Source organism: Streptomyces sp. NBRC 110028, assembly GCF_001417735.1.
In the GTDB taxonomy this organism is placed as follows: Bacteria; Actinomycetota; Actinomycetes; order Streptomycetales; family Streptomycetaceae; genus Streptomyces.
The window spans coordinates 379,307-394,883 of the sequence record NZ_BBUZ01000024.1; the positions used below are offsets into that span (position 1 = coordinate 379,307).

The following is a 15,577-nucleotide window of genomic DNA, read 5'->3' on the forward strand; positions in this document are numbered from 1 at the left end:
ATTCCGCCAGGATGTCGCGCGAGTAGGGCCGTACTGCGGCCAGAACTTCACGGAAGCGAGGCAAGGGGCACCGGATGAGACTGACTGACATATCGCTGGGCTGGGCCCTGCCAGTCGTCATAGCGCTCGTCGGAGTCGTGGGGGCGGGAGTTGTCCTCGCGCGCGGCCGTAACGGGAAGAAGGACGAGAACGGGATCACCGACTCCTGGGAGCGCAGCGAGGAGCGCCGCCGGCGCAAGGAGGCCATCTACGGGATGGCCTCGTACGTCCTGCTGTTCTGCTGTGCCGCGGTCGCGGCCGCGCTCTCCTTCCACGGCCTCGTGGGCTTCGGGCAGCAGAACCTGAACCTGTCGGGCGGCTGGGAGTACCTGGTGCCGTTCGGGCTGGACGGCGCCGCGATGTTCTGCTCGGTGCTGGCGGTGCGCGAGGCCAGCCACGGTGACGCGGCGCTCGGCTCCCGGCTGCTGGTGTGGCTGTTCGCGGGCGCCGCCGCCTGGTTCAACTGGGTGCACGCCCCGCGCGGCATGGGCCACGACGGCGCGCCGCAGTTCTTCGCGGGCATGTCGTTGTCGGCCGCGGTCCTCTTCGACCGCGCGCTCAAGCAGACCCGCCGGGCGGCGCTGCGCGAGCAGGGCCTGGTGCCCCGCCCGCTGCCGCAGATCCGTATCGTCCGCTGGCTGCGCGCCCCGCGCGAGACCTTCGGCGCGTGGTCGCTGATGCTGCTGGAGAACGTACGGACGCTGGACGAGGCGGTCGAGGAGGTCCGCGAGGACCGGCGCGAGAAGGAGCAGAACCGCAACCGCCGCCGGGACCAGGAGAAGCTGGACAAGGCCAGGATCCGGGCGCTCAACCGGCAGCACCGGGCGTGGGGCCGGGGCGGTGGCCGCCAGGTGGACGTCACCCCCGCGGCACAGCCGCCGCAGCTCGGCGCGGAGCCCGCCATGGAGGAGAACGCGCTGGGAAAAGCCGAGGCGGCCGAGCTGTCAGCGCCCTCAGCTCGGCCGGCCTTGCAGTCCGCGGACGGGGCTGAGGCCCGCCGCCGCGAACACCGGGAGCGGGACTGGAACCGTGAGCTGGATTTCAGCTTCGGCTTCGGTGACGCCGGCGCCACCGAAGCCGACCGGGACAGGGCGAAGGACAAGGACGCCAGGGACGACAAGGACGGGGACAAGGCGCGGACCGTCGACCTCACCGCCGAGGACGACACCCTGACCATTCCCCGGCTGGACTCCCTGGAGGAGAAGCTCGCGCAGATCGAGCGGCAGTTCGGCTGAGACGGGTCCTTCCGGACCGGAGCCTTCCGGACCGGAGCGGGCGGCCGGTGGCGTCAGGCGCCGTCCGCGTCCAGCTCGAACCAGACCGCTTTGCCCACGCCGTGGGCCCGTACGCCCCACGCGTCCGCGAGCGTGTGCACCAGCAGCAGGCCCCTCCCGGAGGTGCTGTCCTCCGGGGGGTGGCCGCGCAGCGTCGGGTGACGGGAGACGAAGTCCCGCACCTCGACCCGTAATCGGCCCGCCACCGGCCCGGCGATCCCCCCGCCCAAGGTGGCCGTGATGTGCGCGCCCCGGTCGGTGTGCACCAGTGCGTTCGTCACCAGCTCGCTCGTCAGCAGCTCGGCGAGATCGGCCCGGCCGGGCCCGCCCCAGTGCCGCAGCAGCTCGCGCAGCGCGGCGCGGACGTCCGCCACCGCCTCGTAGTCGTCATGCCTCAGTCGCTTGCCGAGGGACCGGCCCCGCTCCCCTTCGATGGCCACCGCCCCAGAGTCCGGCCGGTTGGTCATCCGGCCCCGCCGTACAGGCTGACGCTTCATCCTCCCCCGCCCCGGCCGCTCGACGCGGCCGACGTCGAATGCCGTCGAACACGCTCACGGAATGCATTCCCGCCTGTTGCCGTGCCACACACCAGGGGAAAGCATCTGGGGTGATCCGCTGAGCCGAGCCGAGGAGCCGCCCGATGCACGACGACCGACTGTTGGTGGAGGGGCGCCTGGAGCGGGCGCTGCACCAGTTCATCCGGCCCGCCCAGTACCCGGCGCGCGTTCCCCTCTCCCTGTACGCCTGGCGTGCCCCCGGCGAACCGGTCCCGGTCGCCGAGGCGCTCGACGGTGCGTACGAGCCGTTCACGGCCGGCACGGAGTGGGGCGAGCCGTGGTCGACCTGGTGGTTCCGGCTGGAGGGCGCGGTACCGGCGGAGTGGGCGGGGCGGCGGGTGGAGGTGGTCATCGACCCCGGCTTCACCGACGACGGCCCGGGCTTCCAGGCCGAGGGGCTGGTGTACGACGCGCACGGCGTACCGCTCAAGGGCATCCATCCACGTAACCGGCACATCCCCGTAGCGGCCCCGGCCGCCGGAGGCGAGCCCGTGCGGCTGCTGCTGGAGGCGGCCGCCAATCCGTCCGTGCTGCGCGACGGCTTCGCCCCGACCCCGCTCGGCGACGTCCTCACCGCGGGGGACCGGCCGCTGTACCGCTTCGTCTCCGCCGATGTGGCCGTCCTCGACGAGAACGTATGGCATCTGGTGCTGGACATCGAGGTGCTGTCCGAGCTGATGCGGGAGCTGCCCGCGGACCGGCCGCGCCGCCACGAGATCCTGCGCGCCCTGGAGAACGCGCTCGACGCGCTCGACCTGCACGATGTGCCCGCCACCGCGGCCGCCGCCCGCGCCGAGCTGACCGAGGTGCTTCAGCGCCCCGCGCACGCCAGCGCGCACCGCGTCTCGGCGGCCGGGCACGCCCACATCGACTCGGCGTGGCTGTGGCCGCTGCGCGAGACCGTGCGCAAGGCGTCCCGTACGTTCGCCAATGTCACCGCGCTCGCGGAGGACTATCCGGAGCTGGTGTTCGCGTGCTCGCAGGCGCAGCAGTACGCCTGGGTCAAGGAGCACCAGCCGCACATCTGGGAGCGGATCAAGAAGGCGGTCGCGGACGGCACCTGGGCGCCGGTCGGCTCGATGTGGGTCGAGTCGGACGCCAACATGCCCGGCGGCGAGGCCCTGGCCCGGCAGATCGTGCACGGCAAGCGGTTCTTCCTGGAGGAGCTGGGGGTGGACACCGAGGAGATCTGGCTGCCGGACTCCTTCGGCTACACCGCGGCCTTCCCGCAACTGGCCAAGCTGGCGGGGGTGCGCTGGTTCCTCACCCAGAAGCTGTCGTGGAACCAGTCCAACAAGATGCCGCACCACACCTTCTGGTGGGAGGGCATCGACGGCACCCGCGTCTTCACCCACTTCCCGCCGGTGGACACCTACAACGCCCAGTTCAGCGCGGCCGAACTCGCCCACGCCGAGAAGAACTTCGCCGACAAGGGCCTCGCCACCCGCTCCCTCGTCCCGTTCGGCTGGGGCGACGGCGGGGGCGGGCCCACCCGCGAGATGCTGGAGAAGGCGCGGCGGCTGGGCTCCCTGGAGGGCTCGCCGCGCGTGGAGATCCACAAGCCGTCGGTGTTCTTCGGCGCGGCGGAGCGGGAGTACGGGGCGAAGGCACCGGTGTGGTCGGGCGAGCTGTATCTGGAGCTGCACCGGGCCACGTACACCACCCAGGCCGCCACCAAGCAGGGCAACCGGCGCAGCGAGCACCTGCTGCGGGAGGCCGAGCTGTGGGCCACGGCCGCCGCACTCCACGCGCCCGGGTACGCGTATCCGTACGACGATCTGGACCGGATCTGGAAGACGGTGCTGCTGCACCAGTTCCACGACATCCTGCCGGGCTCCTCGATCGCCTGGGTGCACCGCGAGGCGCGCGAGACGTACGCGCGGGTGCGCACCGAGCTGGAGGGGATCGTCACGGACGCGGTGGGCGCCCTGAACGCCGCGGGGTCCGGCGCCCCGGCGGTGCTCAACGCCTCGCCGTACGAGCGCGAGGAGGTCGCCGTCCTGGACGCCGGGACGGCGGCGGCCCTGCCCGCCGGCACCCCGGTGCAGCCACTGGGCGACGGGCGCGCGGCCGCCGGGGTGCGGGTGGGGGCGCTGGGCACGGCGGCCGTCGCCGGTACGACGTGGAGCGCGCCGCCGGTGACCGCGCTGAGCGACGGCCACGCCATCGTCCTCGACAACGATCTGCTGCGGGTCACCATCGACGGCGACGGGCTGCTCACCTCCGTCCTCGACCTGACGGCGGGCCGCGAGGTGCTGGCCCCGGGCGCGCGCGGCAACCTCCTCCAGCTCCACCCCGACCACCCCAACCACTGGGACGCCTGGGACATCGACCGCCACTACCGCCGCAGCCACACCGACCTCACCGCCGCCGAGTCCGTCGAGCTGACCGAGTCCGGTCCGCTGCGCGCGACCGTCCGCGTGGTCCGTGTCTTCGGGGCCCTCGGCGCCTCGCGTGTCGTGGAGGAGCTGACCCTGGCCGCGGGCAGCGACCGCCTCGACATCGCGACCGAGGTGGACTGGCACGAGTCGGAGAAGGTCCTCAAGGCGGCGTTCCCGCTGGACATCCACGCCCGTCAGTCCACGGCGGAGATCCAGTTCGGGCATGTGGAGCGCCCCACCCACGCCAACACCAGCTGGGACGCGGCCCGTTTCGAGATCTGCGCCCACCGCTGGCTGCGGGTCGCCGAGCCCGGGTACGGGGCGGCGCTGCTCAACGACTCCACGTACGGCCACGATGTGACCCGTACGACGCACCAGGGGGACGACGGCGCGGTGCTGGGCACCACCGTACGGCTGACGCTGCTGCGCGCCCCGCACAGCCCCGACCCCGAGACGGACCTCGGCACCCACCGCTTCCGCTACGCGCTGCTGCCGGGCGCGACCGTCGGCGACGCGGTCGCCGGCGGGCTCGCCCTGAACCTGCCGCTGCGCACCCTGCCCACCGGCCCGACCGGGCCCGCCCCGCTGCTCTCGGTGGACAACCCGGCGATCACGGTGGAGTCGGTGAAGCTCGCCGAGGACCGCAGCGGGGATGTGGTGGTGCGGCTGTACGAGTCGCACGGCGGCCGCGCGGCGGGCACGCTCGTCGCCGGTTTCCCGGTCCTCTCGGCGGACGTCACCGATCTGCTGGAGCGGCCGCTGCACCCGGCGGCCACCGGCCCGGCCGGGCTGAGCCTGGCCCTGCGGCCGCATCAGATCCTCACCCTGCGGCTGCGGCCGGTGGCCGTCTGAAACCGGGCGGGACGCCCGGCGGCCCCCTCACCGCCGGGCGTCCCGCTTCTCGGTGGTGCTCACCGTGTGGCGTACGCGCGCAAGGGCTCGCCCAGCACCCCCTGATACGCGTCCAGCAGCCCGACCACGGCCGCGGCGATCGCCTCAGGGCCCTCCCCCGCCTCGGTGCGCCTGCCGATCTCGGCGAACACCAGCGAGTGGAACGCCCCGAGCTGGGTGGCCACCACCCGCGGCAGCGGGTCGTCCGGCCCGGCGCCGGTCTCCTCGGCCAGCACGGCGGCCAGCGCGTCGGTCATCGCCCGGCCGAGGCCCTCCAGCCGGGCCGTGAGCGTCGGGGCGGCCCGCATCATCGCGAACACCCGCCCGAAGCCCTCGGTCAGCCCGAGCGAGCGGTCCCGCCGCCCCACCTCCTCCCGCAGCCGTGCCAGCACCGCGCCGGCCGCCGACTCCCCCGGGGCGCGGTCCCGCACCATGTCGGCGAGCCGCCGCGGGGACGCCTGGTCCGGCGGCAGGACCAGGTCCTCCTTCGCCTCGAAGTAGTTGTAGAGGGTGTTGACCGACACCTCCGCCGCGGCCGCGACCTCGGCGATCGTGACGTGGTCGAAGCCACGCTCCACGAACAGATCGATCGCGACCCGGTGGACGCGCTGCCGCGTCTCCCGCTTCTTGCGCTCCCGTAGCCCTTCTGCCATGCCCTGAAGTCTAACCGCGCTGCAAACTTGAAATGCATTGCAGTTTTGCAACGCACTGTGGTTTTATCGGCGCCATGCCCACACCAGACACCCCCACACCAGACACCCCCACGCCCGTCATCCGGACCCGGGGGCTCGCCCGGACGTATCCGCTCCCGACGGGCCCGGTGCACGCCGTCCGCGGCATCGACCTGACCGTCGGCCGCGGTGAGATCCTCGGCTTCCTCGGTCCCAACGGGGCGGGCAAGACCACGACGCTGCGCATGCTCACCACCCTGCTGCCACCCAGCGGGGGCGAGGCCACGGTCGCCGGGCACGATCTGCGGGGCGACTCCGCGGGCGTGCGCCGCAGGATCGGCTACGTGGCCCAGTCCGGCGGCCTGGACCCCGCCTGCGCCGTACGCGAGGAACTGGTCACCCAGGGACGACTGCACCGGCTCTCCCGCACCGAGGCGCCCGCCCGCGCCGCCGAACTCGCCCACGACCTCGGCCTGACGGCCCTGCTGGACCGCCCCACCGGCGCGCTCTCCGGCGGTCAGCGCCGCCGGGTGGAGATCGCCCTCGGCCTGGTCAACCGGCCCGAGGTGGTCTTCCTCGACGAACCGACCACCGGCCTCGACCCCGGCAGCCGTGCCGAACTGTGGGACCTGATCCTGCGGATCCGCGCCGAGCACGGCACCACGGTCTTCCTGACCACGCACTACCTGGACGAGGCCGACGCGCTCGCCGACCGGATCGTGGTCGTGGACTCCGGCGTGATCGTCGCCGAGGGCACCCCTGCCGACCTCAAGGCCCGCCACGCCGGCGGTCCCGCCGCCAGCCTCCAGGACGCCTTCCTGGCCATCACCGGCCGCTCCACCCCGACCGGCGAACCCGTCGCCATCTGACACCCACGTAAGGCACTCCCATGCCCCTGCTCGCCGACACCGGCGTCGTCTTCACCCGTTACGCCCGGGCCACCCTCCGCTCCAAGACCCAGCTCTTCTTCGGCATGCTCCAACCGCTGCTCTTCCTGGCCCTCTTCGGCCCCCTGCTGACCGAACTCCCCCTGGGCGCGAGCGGTTCGTCCTGGCAGACCCTGGTCCCCGGCGTCCTCATCCAGCTCGCCCTGCTCGGCGGCTCGTACGTCGGCCTCGGCCTGCTGATGGACCACAACCTCGGGGTCATCGACCGGATGCGGGTCACCCCGGTGAGCCCCCTGGCCCTGCTGCTCGGCCGGGTCCTGCGCGACGTCGCCCAACTGGTCGCCCAGTCGGTGCTGCTCGTCCTCCTCGGACTGGCCTTCGGGCTCCGCGCGCCGCTCGCCGGAATCCTGCTCGGCCTGCTGTTCGTGGCCGTGCTCTCGGCGGCCCTGGCCGCCCTCTCCTACGGCCTGGCCATGCACGTCAGGACGACACCCGAGTTCGCCGCCATCGCCAACACGGCCGGCATGCCGCTGATGCTGCTGTCCGGCCTGCTCCTGCCGATGTCCCTGGCCCCCGGCTGGCTGGACGGCGCCTCGCGCGCCGTACCGTTCCGCTACACGGTCGACGCCGTACGCCAGGCCTACCTGGGCCACTACGCGACCGCCACCGTCGCCCTCGGCGCCGCCGTCACCCTGGCCCTGGCCGCCGTCTGCCTCCTCACCGGCGCCCGCCTCTTCCGCCGCGCGGAGCGCTGACGCCCCCCGGCGGGCCGCACGAGGGGAGGGCGACCCCCTCCACCCCGTAAACGGGCAGAAGGGCGGGGATTCCTTCCGAAGAAGAGGGACGGCCGGGACGCTCACGCCTCCCAGATGGCCGCCGCCGTACGGTCGTCGGCGTACCCCTTCACCCGCACCTGGGCGTCGGCGAGGAACCCGGCGAGCCCCGGCGGCTCGGCCACCGCCCAACGTTGCGCCAAGTGGGCGGCGAGCGCCCGCTCGGCGCGCAGCGGCTCGGCGAGGCCGGTGCCGCACAGCAGCAGGGTGTCACCCGGCCGGGCGGCGGAGGCGCGGAAGCGGAACGGGGCGGCGGGGGCCGGGGCGCCGTCGTGCGGAGTGACTCCCGGGGCGGCTTCCCAGTCGGCGGGCAGGCCGGGGGCCGACGCGCACCCGTCGCCGAACGCGAGCACCGGCCCGCCGACGGTGTCGCCCTCCGCCGCGTCCGGTTCCAGGTCCTGCCAGACGCCATCCCGCAGCCGGAACAGCCCGCCGTCACCGACCCCGAAGAACACCCGGGCCCGGCAGTCCGGATGGGCGGGCAGCAGCAGACAGCGCACCGGCGCGGTGTACGCGGCCGGCTCGACGCCGAGTTCGGCCGCGCGGGTGCGCAGCCGCCCGTAGCCCCGGTCGGTGAGCCGGTGCAGCCCGGACTTGAGCGCGCCCCGCCGGGCGGCGCGGATGTCCTCCGCGAGCCGTGCGTGGCTGCGGCCGACGGCCGTACCGATCCAGTCGCACAGCTCCCGCGCGGCGTCCGGCGCCTTGGCACCGCCCGCCACGGCCACCAGGACCAGGGCGCCGTCCCCGGTCCCGAACCGGGCCGTGAGCAGCGCGTCCCGCCGGGGCTCGCCCCGGGAACGCGCCGCGTCACCGCGCTGCGACACGGCCCGCAGGGTGAACGTCCCGTAGCGGGCGCCGTCGAGCACGGTGTCGGGCACCGGGCCGCCCGGCTCCTCCGGGCCGGCGACGGGCAGCGTGGTCGGCTCGGCCTCGTACACGGGCGGCTCGTCGCCGACGTACCCGGACGCGGCGGCCCGCCAGGGCCGCCGGGGCGCGGGGCCGGGCGGGGGCGGTGCCACGCCGGGGCCGTCGCCGCCCTCGGCGGGCCGCCGCCCCCGCGGGCCACCTCCCGCGCCGCCGTCCGCACCCGGCGCACCCCCTGGGGGCTCACTCTCCGCCGGGCCCCAAGGCGCCCCCGCGGAGGGCATCTGGTCCCCGCCCGGCCGTCCGCGGCCGAGGGTGCGGGACGCGGAATCGAAGCGCTCGTCCACCGAGTCGGCCGCGGCGGCGGGCCCGGCGTCGGCCCGCGCGGGGTCGTACAACTCCCCCCACCAGTCGTTTTCGTGACGGCGTCGGTCGTCCCCCTGCTGGCTCATCCCCATATTGTCCCCAGGGGGGCCGCACGGGAACACCACGCGCTGGCCCCCGGCGCCGTGGGACGAACTAGTGCCGCGTCAGTCAAGGTTTGCCCGGTAGCGAGGCGTCCTGGTGCGGTCAGATGCAAGGCGCCGGATCGGCCTCGTAGTGGGCCTACTCGGTCGATTCGGCAACGCCGCAGATGGCCGTGCCAGGGCGGCGAGCGGGGTGAACCTTGGCTGACGCGGCACTAGCCCCGGTACGCCTCCAGCAGCCGCAGCCACACCTCGCTCACCGTGGGGAACGACGGCACCGCATGCCACAGGCGCTCGATCGGCACCTCACCGGCCACCGCCACCGTCGCCGAGTGCAGCAGCTCCCCCACGCCCGGCCCCACGAACGTCACACCGACCAGATGCCCCCGGTCCAGGTCGACGATCATGCGGGCGCGGCCGCGGTAGCCGTCCGCGTACAGGGCGGCGCCGGAGACCTGGCCGATGTCGTAGTCGACGACCCGGATGCTGCGCCCCTCTGCCTCGGCCTGCTCCGCGGTCAGCCCGACCGCGCCCACCTCCGGGTCGGTGAAGACGACCTGCGGCACCGCCCCGTGGTCCGCGGTCGCCGCGTGGGCGCCCCAGCGGTCGGTCTCCAGCAGCGGTACGCCCTGGGCGCGGGCGCCGATGGCCGCGCCCGCGATCCGCGCCTGATATTTGCCCTGATGGGTGAGGAGCGCGCGGTGGTTGACGTCGCCCGCCGCGTACAGCCAGCCGCCCGGCACGTTCCGCACCCGGCAGGTGTCGTCCACGTCCAGCCAGCCGCCGGGCGGGAGCCCCACCGTCTCCAGGCCGAGGTCGTCGGTGCGCGGGGCGCGGCCGGTGGCGAACAGCACCTCGTCGGCCTCGACGGTCTCCCCGCCGTCCAGCGTGAGCGTCACCGGCCCGCCCGCGCCGTCGCGCCGTACGGCCGTCACGGACGTCCCCGTACGGATCTTCACCCCCGCCTCGGCCAGCGACTCCGCCACCAGCTCGCCCGCGAACGCCTCCATGCGCTCCAGCAGCCCGGAGCCACGGATCAGCATGGTCACCTCGGACCCGAGGGCGCTGTACGCGGTGGCCATCTCGACGGCGACCACCCCGCCGCCCACCACGGCCAGCCGCCGCGGCACCGTGGAGGAGCTGGTCGCCTCCCGGCTGGTCCACGGGCGGGCCTCCGCGAGACCGGGCAGGTCCGGCAGTGCGGCCCGGCTTCCGGTGCAGATGGCCACGGCGTGCCGGGCGGCCAGGAAGCGCTCCTGCCCGTCCGGCTGGGTGACGGCGATACGGCGCGGCTCGACGAGCCGCCCCTGGCCGCGGACCAGGTCGATGCCCGTCGAGTCGAGCCAGTCGACCTGGCCGTCGTCCTTCCAGTTCGACACGAACGCGTCCCGGTGGGCGAAGACGGCGTCCACGTCCAGCGGCACGTCGGCGCCCTGCCGGGCCCCGGGCGTACGGCGCGCCTCGGCGCGGGCGATGACCGGGCGCAGCAGCGCCTTGCTGGGGACGCAGGCCCAGTACGAGCACTCGCCGCCGACCAGTTCGCTCTCCACGATCGCCGTGGAGAGCCCGGCGGCGCGGGCCCGGTCGGCGAGGTTCTCCCCGACCGGGCCCGCGCCCAGGACGACGACGTCGTACTCATCCGTACCGGAATGCATCGCGACCCGCTCTCTGCCGGCAGCCGGCCGTGCCGGCCGCCGGCGGTATACCCGACCGTGGGATGACGCTTCCCCCCATCCTCGCGTCGAGTCACCGCCGTCGGCCACCCGAACCGGCGAAGCACCGGCGACCGCCCGCGGGCCGCGCGGCGCTACGGCTTGCGCCGCGGCCCGCGCTTGCGCTCGACCATGTGCCGGCCGAGCGCCTGCCGCTGCTTCCACTCCCGCCGCATCTCCGACCGCAGCCGGGCGTCGGTGCGGGCCGCGAGGTAGGCGTTCTCGCGCAGCAGCTTGCGGTAGCTGTCCAGCCGCCGGGGCGGCAGCGCACCGTCCTCGACCGCGGCGAGCACCGCGCACCCCGGCTCGGTCTCGTGCGCGCAGTCGTGGAAGCGGCAGTCCTCGGCGTACGCCTCGATCTCGGCGAACGCCCGCGCCACCCCGCCCTCCGCGTCCCACAGCCCGACCCCGCGCAGCCCGGGCGTGTCGATGAGCGCGCCGCCCGAGGGGAGCGGCAGCAGGTTGCGGGTGGTCGTGGTGTGCCGCCCCTTGCCGTCGCTGTCCCGGATCGCGCGTACGTCCTGGACGTCCGCCCCGGCCAGGGCGTTGGCCAGCGTCGACTTGCCCGCGCCCGACTGGCCGAGGAGTACGGAGGTCCCGGCCGCGAGCAGCGCGCCGAGGACGTCCAGCCCCTGCCCGGTGGTGGCGCTGACCGCCACCACTCGCACCCCGGGCGCGGAGGTCTCGGCGTCGGTGACGAGATGGGCGAGCGTGCCCGGGTCGTCCACCAGATCCGCCTTGGTGAGCACCACCACCGGCTGCGCCCCGCTCTCCCAGGCGAGCGCCACGAAGCGCTCGACCCGCCCGAGGTCCAGCTCGGCGGCGAGCGACACGGCGATCACGGCGTGGTCGACGTTGGCGGCCAGCACCTGGCCGTCGGAGCGCTTGGACGACGTCGAGCGCACGAAGGCGGTACGCCGCGGCAGCAGCGTCCGTACGTAGCGCGGCTCGCCCACGGCGTCCACGGCGGCCCAGTCGCCGGTGCAGACGACCTTCATCGGGTCACGGGGAACGACGAACTCGGTGTCCGCCCGGACGGTGCCCCCGGGCGTCACCACATCGCACTGGCCCCGGTCCACCCGCACCACGCGCCCGGGGACCAGCCCCTGCCGTGCGTACGGAGCGAACTCGGCCTCCCAGCCCTCGTCCCAGCCATAGGGAACGAGAGTGGCGGCGGAAAAAGCATTGCTCAAGCTCAAGGGAAAACCCTTCGAAGGGCGGTCCCCGGCGCGCAGCGGAATCTGCGGAAATGTCAGCCGGAGGCCACGGGGATGGGATTGATGCACTTGTGAACGCGGGCGGCGCAGCCCGCAACCGTGACCGTCATCAATGTCCTCACCTCCCGTTTCCTCGCTCTCGACGCGAACGGACGACACCGTATCCCCCTCCGTGGACGCGGCACCACCGGTTTTTCGCGCGAGCGGTACGCTTCACCCCGGCCATGTACCTAGGTTAGGTAAGCAAACCCATGGATGACGACGACCTGCTCGCGGAGCTGCTCCCCCGGCTGACCCAGCTCAGCAACGTGCTGAACCGCGGCCGCATGTACGAGCAGGCCATCTCGGCCGCCGGGATCACGCTGGAGCGGCCCGCGATGGGGGTGCTCAACGTGCTCAAGCTCTCCGGCGAGCCCCTGCGCATCGGCGAGATCGCCGACCGTATGCAGGTCGCGGGCCCGCATGCCACCCGCCAGATCCAAGGTCTCGAACAGCGGGGGCTGGTGCGCCGCATCGCCGACCCCGACGACCAGCGCGCCCGGCTGATCGAGCTGACCCCTGAGGGCGCGTCGACCGCCGACCGCTACATGCGCACGGTCCTCGGCTGGTTCACCGGCGCCCTCGCCGACTGGCCCGCCGAGGACCGCCGGGACCTCGGCCGTCTGCTCGGCCGCATGGTCGACGACCTCTCGGCCCATCTGAAGCTCCTCGACGACCCCGGCCCGTCCTGAGAGTCCCGGCGGCGACCGGGTCGAGGGCGCCGCGACCGCCGGCGAGGAGAATGTCCCCGACCTGGCCGCCGGCGATTTCCCCCACCTTTCTTCGAATTGCGAACGAATAGGTGAGCAGAATATGACCCAGGCATATTGCACTAACCTCGTCACGGGAAGTGACCCGGCGGCGGAGAGAGAGTCATATCACCCCCGTGCGACGAATATCAGTTCGGGCCAGGGAAATGATGCTCTCCAAGGGCCGTGTCACTCATGCGTTTCGGAGGGGGACGGGTGCAGGGGCAAGCGCGCGGTGACCACAACGAGTTGAGCGGGACCGTGCACGGCGGGGCCGTGCAGGCGAGGACGGTCTACGGGGGGATCCACATCCAGGCCGAGGGCGCCGGCGAGGGGCGGCGGGCCCATGTCCCGTGGCAGCTGCCGCCGTCGGTGCGGATCACCGACCGGACGGCGGAGCTGGAGGCGCTGGAGGGGCATCGGGAGCGGGCCGCGGCGGAGGGGTACGGGACGCTGGCCGCGGTCAGCGGGCTGGGCGGGGTCGGCAAGACGGCGGTGGCGCTGGCGTGGCTGCACGGGTTGCGCGAGCGGTTTCCGGACGGGCAGCTCTACGCCCACCTCGGCGCCCAGTCCGCGGCCGGACCCGCGGCGCCCGACGAGGTGATGGGGCGGTTTCTGCGCGCGCTGGGCGTGCCGACCGGGCAGGTCCCCACGGCGCTCGCCGAGCGGTTGGCGCTGTACCGGTCGCTGACCGCGGACCGTCGGCTGGTCGTGCTGCTCGACGACGCCGCGACCGCCGCCCAGGTGCGGCCGCTGCTGCCCGGCGGCCGGAACGTGACGGCCGTGACCAGCCGGTGGCGGATGCCGGGGCTGACGGTCGACGGGTGTTACGCGGTGCATCTGGACCCGCTGGCCACGGAGGCGGCCATCGAGCTGCTGGAGGTCACGCTCGCCGACGGCCGGGTGGCCGCGCAGCCCCAAGAGGCGCGGGCGCTGGTCGAGTTGTGTGCCGGGCTGCCGCTCGCGGTGCGGGTGGCCGGGGCCCGGCTCGCGGCGCGGCCGCGACGGCACCTCACGACGATGGTGCGCGCCCTGACCGAGGAGCGCGGCCGGCTGGAGGCGTTGGCCATCGAAGGGGACCACGACGTACGGGCCGCTCTGGACCTGTCGTACCAGGGGCTGCCCGACGAGGCCGCCCGGCTGTACCGGCGGCTGGGGCTGCATCCGGGCCCGGAGTTCGGGGGCGCGGTGGCGGGGGCGGCGCTGGGCGGCGGCCGGGACGCGGCCGGGCCGCTGGATCTGCTGCACGACGCGAACCTGCTCATCGACGCCGGGGACGAGCGCTACCGCTTCCACGACCTCGTACGGCTGCACGCCGCCGAGAAGGCGGAGGCGGACGAGACCGCGCGGGAGCGCGCGGCGGCCCTGCGCCGCATCGCCGACCACTACCTCGCCACCGCCACCCGCGCCGAGGAGATCGTCGATCCACAGCACCGGACCCTGGACCGGAGCTACGGCGAAGAAGGCGAACCCGTACCGGCCGGCTTCGGCGAGGGCACCGACGCCGCGCTCGACTGGCTGGAGGGCGAGCTGCCCAACCTGATGGCGGTGATCCGCGTCGCCCGCCCCGCCGGTTTCCCCACCGTCGCCTGGCAGCTCGCCGACGCGTTGTGGCCGCTGTTCCTGCGCCGGAAGTTCTACGAGGACTGGCGGGCCGCCGACCGCGAAGGGCTGCTGGCGGCGGAGGAGTTGGGGGACGCGGTCGCGGAGTGCCGGATGCTGACCTCCGGCGGGATGGGTGAGCTGGGCATGGGTGACCACGAGCGGGCCCTGGAGATGTTCGAGCGCGCGGCGCGGACGTTCCGCGCGGGCGGCGACGCGCTCGGCCACGCCCGTACGCTCAACTACCAGGGCCTGGCCCATCAGCGGCTGGGCCGCCTGGACCGGGCGGCCGAGCTGTTCACCCGGGCCGCCGCGGAGTTGCTTGAGGTCGGCGACCGGCGGGCGGGCGGCCTGGCCCGGCTCAACCTCGCCGACATCGCCCTGGAGCGGGGGCTGTGGGAGCAGGCGGAGGCCGAAGCCGACGCCGCGCACACCACGCTGGACGAGGCGGGCGACGCGTACAACGCCGCCCGCGCGGCCACCCTGCTGGGCCGCGCCCACCTCGGCCGGGACCGGCTCGACCTGGCGGAGGAGCGGCTGTCCACGGCGCTGGCCACCCTGCGCGGCATGGCCGCGCACTACGAGACGGCGCGCGCCGTGGAGAGCCTGGCCACGCTCGCCGAGCGGCGTGGCCGGACGGACCTGGCCCGGGAGCGCTACCGGGAGGCCCTGGACCTCTACTCGGCGGTGGGCCGTTCGAAGTCGGCCCATGCCGAGGCCGTACGCACCCGGCTCGGACGGCTGGACGACCAGGCCACGGACGGCACCGCGGGCTGAACCCACATCAGCCGCAGCGGCGCCGCGCCCAGTTCCCCGGCCGGGAGCCCGGCCACCAGCCAGGCGTGGGCCACCGAGGCCCAGACCGCCCACACCGCCCACGGCGGCCCGGCCGCCGGGCACCGCGCGCGCAGCGTCAGCGCGCGCCCGTCGGGCCCCAGCCGCATCCACAGGTCGAGCCCCCGGTGCACCGCCACCACCAGCGCGCCGGGGTGGCGGGCGGCCAGCGCGGCGGTCTGCCGTCGCGGCTCGGTCCCGGCCTCCGCCCCGGCCAGCAGCACGTCCGCGAGGGGGGCGAGCGAGGGTACCGGGGTGGGCAGCAGGACGCGCAGATGCTCGTCCACGGTGCGGGAAGCCACGGTGCGGGAGGCCAAGGCCTCGGTGTCGACGGTCCGGGAGGCCACGGCCCGGGTGTCGACGGTCCGGGAGGCGGCGGTCCGGGAGGCGGCGGTCCGGGAGGCGGCGGTCCAAGCCATGCCCCCGGGGGCCACCGCCCGGGTGTCCACCGCCCGGGCGGCCCGCGTCCGCCGCGCACCGCGCCCCGGGCGCAGCAGCGCGACCTGGACGCGGCCGGTCAGGACACCACGGGCGGGCTCCCTCACCACAGCGGTCACCGG

12 protein-coding genes are annotated in these 15,577 nt (G+C 74.5%); 6 read left to right on the forward strand and 6 right to left on the reverse strand.

The features are described 5' to 3' along the window. Positions 1-74: 74 nt before the first annotated feature. Positions 75-1,274, forward strand: a complete 1,200-nt coding sequence (locus ASC60_RS10985) for a DUF2637 domain-containing protein (RefSeq protein WP_055549408.1) — start codon at positions 75-77, stop codon at positions 1,272-1,274. A 53-nt stretch (positions 1,275-1,327) separates the two neighbouring features. Here ASC60_RS10985 and ASC60_RS10990 read toward each other — a convergent pair whose 3' ends face one another. Beyond that, positions 1,328-1,780 carry an ATP-binding protein gene (locus ASC60_RS10990; RefSeq protein WP_055549410.1) on the reverse strand — a complete coding sequence of 151 codons (453 nt, stop codon included), beginning with the start codon at positions 1,778-1,780 and terminating at the stop codon, positions 1,328-1,330. A 173-nt stretch (positions 1,781-1,953) separates the two neighbouring features. Here ASC60_RS10990 and ASC60_RS10995 point away from each other — a divergent pair, with 173 nt between their 5' ends. Then, positions 1,954-5,103 (forward strand): glycoside hydrolase family 38 C-terminal domain-containing protein, encoded by a 3,150-nt coding sequence (locus tag ASC60_RS10995; RefSeq protein WP_055549412.1) that lies wholly within the window; start codon positions 1,954-1,956, stop codon positions 5,101-5,103. A 59-nt stretch (positions 5,104-5,162) separates the two neighbouring features. On the opposite strand, the gene ASC60_RS11000 is transcribed toward ASC60_RS10995, so the two are convergent. Next, a complete protein-coding gene (locus tag ASC60_RS11000) occupies positions 5,163-5,795 on the reverse strand; it encodes a TetR/AcrR family transcriptional regulator (protein ID WP_055549414.1) in 633 nt (210 codons plus the stop codon). A 74-nt stretch (positions 5,796-5,869) separates the two neighbouring features. On the opposite strand from ASC60_RS11000, the gene ASC60_RS11005 reads away from it, so the two are divergent. Continuing rightward, positions 5,870-6,682: an ABC transporter ATP-binding protein gene (locus ASC60_RS11005; RefSeq protein ID WP_055549416.1), complete on the forward strand. Its 813-nt coding sequence runs from the start codon at positions 5,870-5,872 to the stop codon at positions 6,680-6,682. 20 nt (positions 6,683-6,702) lie between these two features. After that, the gene (locus tag ASC60_RS11010; protein ID WP_055549418.1) at positions 6,703-7,455 is read left to right on the forward strand and encodes an ABC transporter permease; all 753 of its coding nucleotides are present in this window, start codon (positions 6,703-6,705) and stop codon (positions 7,453-7,455) included. A 101-nt stretch (positions 7,456-7,556) separates the two neighbouring features. Here ASC60_RS11010 and ASC60_RS11015 read toward each other — a convergent pair whose 3' ends face one another. From ASC60_RS11015 to rsgA, 3 genes are all read right to left on the reverse strand, one after another. Continuing rightward, positions 7,557-8,849, reverse strand: coding sequence for a protein phosphatase 2C domain-containing protein (locus ASC60_RS11015; protein WP_055549420.1), 1,293 nt, complete (start codon positions 8,847-8,849; stop codon positions 7,557-7,559). 230 nt (positions 8,850-9,079) lie between these two features. After that, the gene (locus tag ASC60_RS11020) at positions 9,080-10,519 is read right to left on the reverse strand and encodes an NAD(P)/FAD-dependent oxidoreductase (RefSeq protein WP_055549422.1); all 1,440 of its coding nucleotides are present in this window, start codon (positions 10,517-10,519) and stop codon (positions 9,080-9,082) included. Between the two features lie 152 nt (positions 10,520-10,671). Then, positions 10,672-11,775 (reverse strand): ribosome small subunit-dependent GTPase A, encoded by a 1,104-nt coding sequence (gene rsgA / locus ASC60_RS11025; protein ID WP_055549424.1) that lies wholly within the window; start codon positions 11,773-11,775, stop codon positions 10,672-10,674. A gap of 269 nt (positions 11,776-12,044) precedes the next feature. On the opposite strand from rsgA, the gene ASC60_RS11030 reads away from it, so the two are divergent. Then, positions 12,045-12,524 carry a MarR family winged helix-turn-helix transcriptional regulator gene (locus ASC60_RS11030; protein WP_055549426.1) on the forward strand — a complete coding sequence of 160 codons (480 nt, stop codon included), beginning with the start codon at positions 12,045-12,047 and terminating at the stop codon, positions 12,522-12,524. Between the two features lie 273 nt (positions 12,525-12,797). Then, positions 12,798-14,960: a tetratricopeptide repeat protein gene (locus tag ASC60_RS11035; protein ID WP_370592906.1), complete on the forward strand. Its 2,163-nt coding sequence runs from the start codon at positions 12,798-12,800 to the stop codon at positions 14,958-14,960. Here ASC60_RS11035 and ASC60_RS43700 read toward each other — a convergent pair. After that, positions 14,861-15,574 (reverse strand): hypothetical protein, encoded by a 714-nt coding sequence (locus ASC60_RS43700; RefSeq protein WP_159043234.1) that lies wholly within the window; start codon positions 15,572-15,574, stop codon positions 14,861-14,863. The two genes, ASC60_RS11035 and ASC60_RS43700, sit on opposite strands and share 100 nt — an antisense overlap. Positions 15,575-15,577: the final 3 nt, after the last annotated feature.

Bases quoted from the DNA above. Each gene is read 5' to 3' on its own strand.
- ASC60_RS11000 (WP_055549414.1), bottom strand. From the start codon at position 5,795: ATGGCAGAAGGGCTACGGGAGCGCAAGAAGCGGGAGACGCGGCAGCGC.
- ASC60_RS11015 (WP_055549420.1), bottom strand. From the start codon at position 8,849: ATGAGCCAGCAGGGGGACGACCGACGCCGTCACGAAAACGACTGGTGG.
- ASC60_RS10995 (WP_055549412.1), top strand. From the start codon at position 1,954: ATGCACGACGACCGACTGTTGGTGGAGGGGCGCCTGGAGCGGGCGCTG.
- ASC60_RS11005 (WP_055549416.1), top strand. From the start codon at position 5,870: ATGCCCACACCAGACACCCCCACACCAGACACCCCCACGCCCGTCATC.
- ASC60_RS11030 (WP_055549426.1), top strand. From the start codon at position 12,045: ATGGATGACGACGACCTGCTCGCGGAGCTGCTCCCCCGGCTGACCCAG.
- ASC60_RS10985 (WP_055549408.1), top strand. From the start codon at position 75: ATGAGACTGACTGACATATCGCTGGGCTGGGCCCTGCCAGTCGTCATA.
- ASC60_RS11020 (WP_055549422.1), bottom strand. From the start codon at position 10,519: ATGCATTCCGGTACGGATGAGTACGACGTCGTCGTCCTGGGCGCGGGC.
- ASC60_RS10990 (WP_055549410.1), bottom strand. From the start codon at position 1,780: ATGACCAACCGGCCGGACTCTGGGGCGGTGGCCATCGAAGGGGAGCGG.
- ASC60_RS11010 (WP_055549418.1), top strand. From the start codon at position 6,703: ATGCCCCTGCTCGCCGACACCGGCGTCGTCTTCACCCGTTACGCCCGG.